The organism is Lactococcus ileimucosae, assembly GCF_943193185.1.
GTDB classification, from domain to species: domain Bacteria; phylum Bacillota; class Bacilli; order Lactobacillales; family Streptococcaceae; genus Lactococcus; species Lactococcus ileimucosae.
Map to the genome: position 1 here is coordinate 58,497 of NZ_CALPDE010000014.1, position 6,000 is coordinate 64,496.

General features: G+C 39.5%; 6 protein-coding genes. All 6 read right to left on the reverse strand.

Features of this window, described 5'->3' with window-relative positions; genetic code table 11:
* Nucleotides 1–482: 482 nt before the first annotated feature.
* Entirely contained in the window at nt 483–1,814 is a 1,332-nt protein-coding gene (locus NFR51_RS07320; RefSeq protein ID WP_251713066.1) for a dihydrolipoyl dehydrogenase family protein, read from the reverse strand.
* Nucleotides 1,815–1,870: 56 nt separating this feature from the next.
* Nucleotides 1,871–2,143 carry a GNAT family N-acetyltransferase gene (locus NFR51_RS07325; RefSeq protein ID WP_251713067.1) on the reverse strand — a complete coding sequence of 91 codons (273 nt, stop codon included), beginning with the start codon at nt 2,141–2,143 and terminating at the stop codon, nt 1,871–1,873.
* 14 nt (nt 2,144–2,157) lie between these two features.
* Nucleotides 2,158–2,418 (reverse strand): (4Fe-4S)-binding protein, encoded by a 261-nt coding sequence (locus tag NFR51_RS07330; protein WP_251713068.1) that lies wholly within the window; start codon nt 2,416–2,418, stop codon nt 2,158–2,160.
* A 158-nt stretch (nt 2,419–2,576) separates the two neighbouring features.
* Nucleotides 2,577–2,972 carry a transcriptional regulator Spx gene (spx, locus tag NFR51_RS07335; protein ID WP_202230784.1) on the reverse strand — a complete coding sequence of 132 codons (396 nt, stop codon included), beginning with the start codon at nt 2,970–2,972 and terminating at the stop codon, nt 2,577–2,579.
* A 340-nt stretch (nt 2,973–3,312) separates the two neighbouring features.
* Entirely contained in the window at nt 3,313–3,942 is a 630-nt protein-coding gene (locus NFR51_RS07340) for a hypothetical protein (protein WP_251713069.1), read from the reverse strand.
* Between the two features lie 292 nt (nt 3,943–4,234).
* On the reverse strand, nt 4,235–5,779 hold the full coding sequence (locus NFR51_RS07345) for an InlB B-repeat-containing protein (RefSeq protein WP_251713070.1): 1,545 nt from the start codon (nt 5,777–5,779) through the stop codon (nt 4,235–4,237).
* Nucleotides 5,780–6,000: the final 221 nt, after the last annotated feature.

The following is a 6,000-nucleotide window of genomic DNA, read 5'->3' on the forward strand; positions in this document are numbered from 1 at the left end:
CCGTCATATGGAGATAAAGCGCATAGTCTTAAGTGCAACAGCTCCACTGTCAAATTGCTTTTTCAAAGCTATTGCTTCAATCATAATACCTCCCAATATTTTCCACTAAAGTCAGATATGAAGCTCTCGTCATTAAATAGGACTCACCACTGATAGACAGACAAGGAAAAGTACTCCTTTTTTTCATCAGGACGCAATCTAGAGTAAGCGCTATCAGTTTTTTCTCCATTATGATAGCACAGCACCAAGAACATTACAAGATGTTAAAGGACCTTTTGGCACCTAATTGTTTTATTTCTTTCAGATAGTTAAACAAAAAAGCGCAACTTTTTAAGCTGCACTTTTTTGCTCGATTAGAATGTGGAGATGTTAGTGTAAGTTATACCTCCATTGTAATCGCTTTCCGAAAGAAAGTCAAGCAGAATTTAGAAATTATTAGGTCAATCAAGATTTTCAAGAGAGTAAAAGCATAAGTTCCAAGTCTATTTCTGTTTATACAAGTAAAACAGGTCACTCGCAATTGTTGGATAAGCCATAATCATGTGTTGAAATCCCTCTAAATTAATGGACTGATTAATGCAGAAATTAAGGATATTTATAAGCTCATCAGCTACGGTAGATAAAAGTGTAGCGCCTAGAATTTCATTTTTTTGGTTTACGATAATTTTTATTTTTGAAAGCGGATCAGCGATGCGTTTATAGGTATACCATTCTGTCATGTCCAGGCTTCGCTCAGTTTCACTATCAATAACTTGCGTTTGTCCAATCTTAGCCAATTTACTTGAACCAAAGATAACTGTAGGCAAGGCAGGATACTGAATTTCTTCTTTATTTTGACTTTCACGTGATAAATGATGAGCCAAGTATCTTGCTTCAAAACCGGAAACTGGGGTTAATTTTGGTATCTTCTTATCCAAAACATCCCCTAAAGCATAGATGTTAGGATTTGCCGTTTGTAAAAAGCCATTAACAGGAATGCCCTTTGCGCTTGTCTCAATGCCAACAGTTTCCAGATTCAGTTCTTCAACATTTGCTGCACGACCTACTGCTGATATAATGATATCTGCTGTAAAGTCACGACCATCTTCTGCCCAGATGTGAAACTTTTTTCCTGCTTTTTGGACTTTTTGTGTGGAAAAGCTATCAACGAAAGAAATGCCTTCTTTTTGCAACTGTTGAATATACCTATCAGAAAATTCTTCATCAAAACCTGAAAGAACTAGACCACCGTGTGTCAAAACTGAAACTTCAGCGCCTGCAGCATTTGCGATTTGAGCTAATTCAAGCGAGACATAGCCAGCACCTAGAAAAATCACACGCTGAGGCAATTCTTCCAAATCCAGAAAGTCGTTGGAAGTCAATAAATATTTGCTTCCTTCAATGTCTAAAGCGCGTGGACGTGCCCCAGTTGCAATAACGTACCTGTCAGCAAAATACTCCTCCTCTCCAACCAAAACAGCGCCAGATTTTGTGAAATGAGCAGCACCAAAGACCAAGTCAATGCCAGCACTCTCTAATCCTTTTCGTGTGCGTGAAGGGACAGCATTGCTGTAAGCATTTTTCCGTGCCACCATCTCCTTCCAATCAATATGCAAATTCCCATGAAGTCCAGCGGAAAAAAGATTTTCTGCCCTTTGTTTGGCTTCAACTAGAGCCATCATTATTTTTGTAGGATCACAGCCATAGTTAGGACATGTTCCGCCCCATTTATCCTTCTCCACCAGAAGAACAGAAGCCCCCTGTGCTTTCATCTCATAAGCAAAAGCATTTCCTCCTGGTCCTGCACCGATAACAATATAGTCGTATTTTTTCACTGTAATCCCTCCCAATAGGAAAAAGTCAAAACGTTACTGTTTTGACTTGTCTTGCTTTATTTTAAAACATCCTGTAACTCGTCTTCATGCACTCTAAAATATTTAGCTGCATAAGGGCATGTTGCTTGGAGTTTAAGATTTTCTTTACGTGCCTTTTCGATGCCAGCCTCTATCAATAATTTGGCCAAGCCTTTGCCACGGTATTCAATTGCTACACCTGTGTGCGTTATAACGATACGGTTTCCCATTTTCATCAAGGTCATTTCACCGATGCGTTCGTTCTCATCATTGTACAGGATGATTTCGTTTTCTTCCTCGACAATCCTCATGATTTCTCCTTTTTCTATTTGATATATTTTAGTGCACCAGACGGGCAACGGTTGATGATACGCTGATTGTCCAGCTTTTCACCATTGTCAGGAAGTATCCAAGGCTTTCGCCCCACCTCCCAAACCGCTGGATTGCCGCGGACACATTCTCCCACATGTTCACAGATGTTGGCATTGTAATAAATGTCCATTTCTTCACCCCGATAACGGCGATAGCCTGCTTCTATCAAATTCTCAACAGTCGCTTCTTGATCATTGATTTTGAAATTCTCCATCGGAACTCCTTCCTGTTCTTAAGACCAACTCTCCGGAGAAAGCCTTTACATTTTGCTGTGTACATCTATTATACTATGAAAGTTGAAAAAAGGGTAAAGTTACACGGAACAGTCTCCACTTCTACTTCTTTATCCGAAGTGCTGTGTAACATCTTTGTCTAAGCTACAGCTTTCTTTGTTTCTTGCAATTCAATTTGGCGATATTCTCTAGAAAAGAAACTGCGCAATTGCTCCTCATTGAAGCCAGCTTGGAGTTTTTCGCCCTTGACCAAGAGAGGACGACGAAGGAGCTCGGGATGCTGTGAAATAAATTTTGTCCATTCTTTAACTGTCATCTCGTCAACATTGACTTTCAAGCTTTTAAAAGCTTGCGAACGTGTCGTAATGAGATCTTCAGTCCCGTTCTCCGTTTTACTTAACAGATCAGCAATTTCTTCATCTGTCAATGGCTGAGCAAATAAGTTGTGCTCTGTGTACGCGAGGTTATGTTTTTCCAGCCAAACTTTTGCTTTGCGGCAACTTGTACATGAGGGAGTGTAGTAAAATTTAATCATCTTTCTTCTCCATTTCAAATTCTAGTTAGGAGGTGGATTCAGAAACTTTTGTAAGAGCAAAACCCACCTTTTTGTTTACGAATGTAAACACAACTATATAATACCTCCTTTTTTTCAAAATAGCAATAGAAAAATAATAAATTTTTGTTAAATTAACAGTATCTAAACGACAAACTAAAGACAAAAAGATTTCTTTATTTTATTAAAAAAGGAACAGGTGAATATTCCCCTGTTCCTCTTCTATTTTTCTTCTCTCTTCTTCAGGAATTTATTTATAAGCTTGTATTTTACATATTTTTATTTATGTAAAATACAAGCTTTGGTCCCTGCTTTTTCCTATTTATACATAGCTCGCATCGGTTAGTTTAAAAGTTACTAGGGTTTCTGATGGATAGGCAGCGAGTTGGGTAGCAAAACTGTCATCATCGTCTTTTTTAACCTTTGCTTTAAGATTGATACTTACCTTATAACGTTCTTCAGAGAGCACATCATAGAGCGAGCGAAGGTCCACGATATCTTGGCTGCTTGCTTTTGGCAATACTGTGTATTTTGCATATTCAGAATCAAACCAAGAACTTTCTTTCTCAAAATCAACAGGGGAATTTTCGTTGATTTGAAGCTTGACCGTAATGCTGTAATCATAGCCTTGTTGCTCAATCATTTTAGCAATTTTTACCATTTCCTCATAGCTTCCTGAGGCTTTAAGTTTCAAAGTTGCCTTATAGGGTATCCCCGCAAGCTCAAAACTTTCCGCAATTTTAAAAGGATCCTGTTCTTCGCCTTCTTTATCCACCTGAGGCGGTGTGAAGTTTACAGAGATAGAATAGCCCTTTGTCAGGAGCTGCTCATACTGTCCTATAACTTCTTCTGCTTCAAGGTCATCTATATACTCATTGAACGTACGTTCTGTTAACTTGTTGCTCTCTAGAGCTTCTTCTTTGGGATAAATTATTTTTACTTGATAGGTCATGCCTTTATTATAACAAAATAATTTTTCTCGCTCTAGATTGAACTGTTTTAGCAGTTTTATTAGTTATAAAGTTGTGCTATTTTTAAGGAAAAGGTTTCTGATGAATGATTAGGTCAGAAATTAAAACTTCAAAAACTTCTCTTGATTAGATAAGCGAATAAAACCCTGTTCAGTCCATCCACAAAAAATGCCCTCCTTAGTAAATACAGAGTGGCATTTTTGTGTGATGACGCGACTTCAATATATTTGCTACTGAAGGGGCTCATCTATCATGAAACCCTCTAAAAAGCACTTATCTTTGTCGCTTAAGGAAAATTGCTAGGGCTACACCTCCAAGACCAATAACAGAAAAAATGTTCTCACTATCTCCAGTTTTTGGCAAATGTTCTTGTCGATTCGGGGCTGTCATATCTTCTGCTGTTTCTTCATCTGCACTAATATTTTGCCCTGTGTCTGACTCATCAATGTCTACACCGCCATCGTTTTTATCATCTGTATCTCTTATCCAGCGTGCATAAAGCGTAGTATTCTCCATTATTGGAGTATTAAAATCAAAAGCTTCGCTCAAGTTTTCATCCGTATACCAGCCCGCAAACTGGTAGTTTGCCCGTATTGGATTTTCTGGCTGTGTCACTGGTTTTCCATCGGCTACAAATCGATTGCCAATAACTGAACCACCTCTACTATCAAAATTCACTGTATGCATGACTGGCAAGACGTTGTCAGCATTGGCTGTCCACCGTGCAAATAGGGTCATATTGGAAGTTACTGGTGTATTGAAATCAAATTCTTCTGTCAAATTTTCATCTGTGTACCAGCCCGCAAATTGATAATTGTCTCGAGTAGGATCTTCTGGTCGTGTTAAGGTACTACCTGCTGCAACAAGTTGATTACCAATGATTGATCCCCCTCTACCATCAAAGTTGACCGTATGCATCGTAGGTAAAGTACTATCTGGAGTCAGTCTGAAGCGTGCATATAGCGTTAAGTCAGAAGTAATCGGTGTGTTAAAATCAAAGGGCTGCGTAAACGTCTCATCTGTGTACCAATCAACAAAATCAGAATGTTCAAGCACTGGATCATCAGGACGACTCACTGTTGAGTTGTTGCCAACATATTGTTCAGGAACGACTGAAGTCCCACCCGTGTCAAAGCGAACGGTATGGACATCAGGCAATTCATTGCCTGCACCCATTGGAACCACAGTGAAAGTAAAAGCCCAAATAAATCGCACATAAGGTCCACTATTAATAGTGACGTTAATACGATAATTGCCAACAGCATTTATATTAACCTGGCTAGTATCAACTTCAAAGTCTGCTTGAGTGAGTGGATTTCCATTTGCGTCAACACCTGTAATATCCAAATCACTAGGATTCCAGGCCTGCCCCACTTCTATTCGCGTACTGCCTCCGACACGATAAGTTGGATTATTCTTATGAATTGCAGTCAAAGTTGTGTTTTGATTAACCGTAAATCTGAAAAAAGCTCCAAACCTTTGTGGGAGTGTCCCAGTGCTACTTTCCCAGGCGTATAAGTGCTGACGGCCTGGATTAGGGTTTATATCTTGTAAAATCAATCGGGTATTAGTATTCGAGAATCCACCACTCATACCATCAGGAGCAATTTCATAAGTGCCACCATGCGCATCATCAACAGACCGAATTGAAGCATTATTTAAATTTAAGGTGGTCAGCCACTGGTTGGTGCTTAATGCTTGAGATACTTGTGGGTTAGGAATCTTGATGTCAGCGCTAACAGTGCTCACTTGCCCGAGCAATATCGTGCTCAGCAAAACTGCAGTTATGGTAGTTGATTTATGTACTATTTTTTTCATTTTTATCTCTCTTTTCAATTTATATTGGTTGGAGTTTTACCTGCTAGCCTTGCCCCACTTGGTACAAAAATAACAGGACTGAAAAAGCGCCCTTCATCCAGAGCGCTTGGGAGCATGCAGAAAAGAGCGGTAATCTACCGCGTATTTATGTGCTGTGCTGTGCTGTGCTGTGCTGTGCTGTGCTGTGCTGTGCTGTGCTGTGCTGTGCTGTGCTGTGCTGT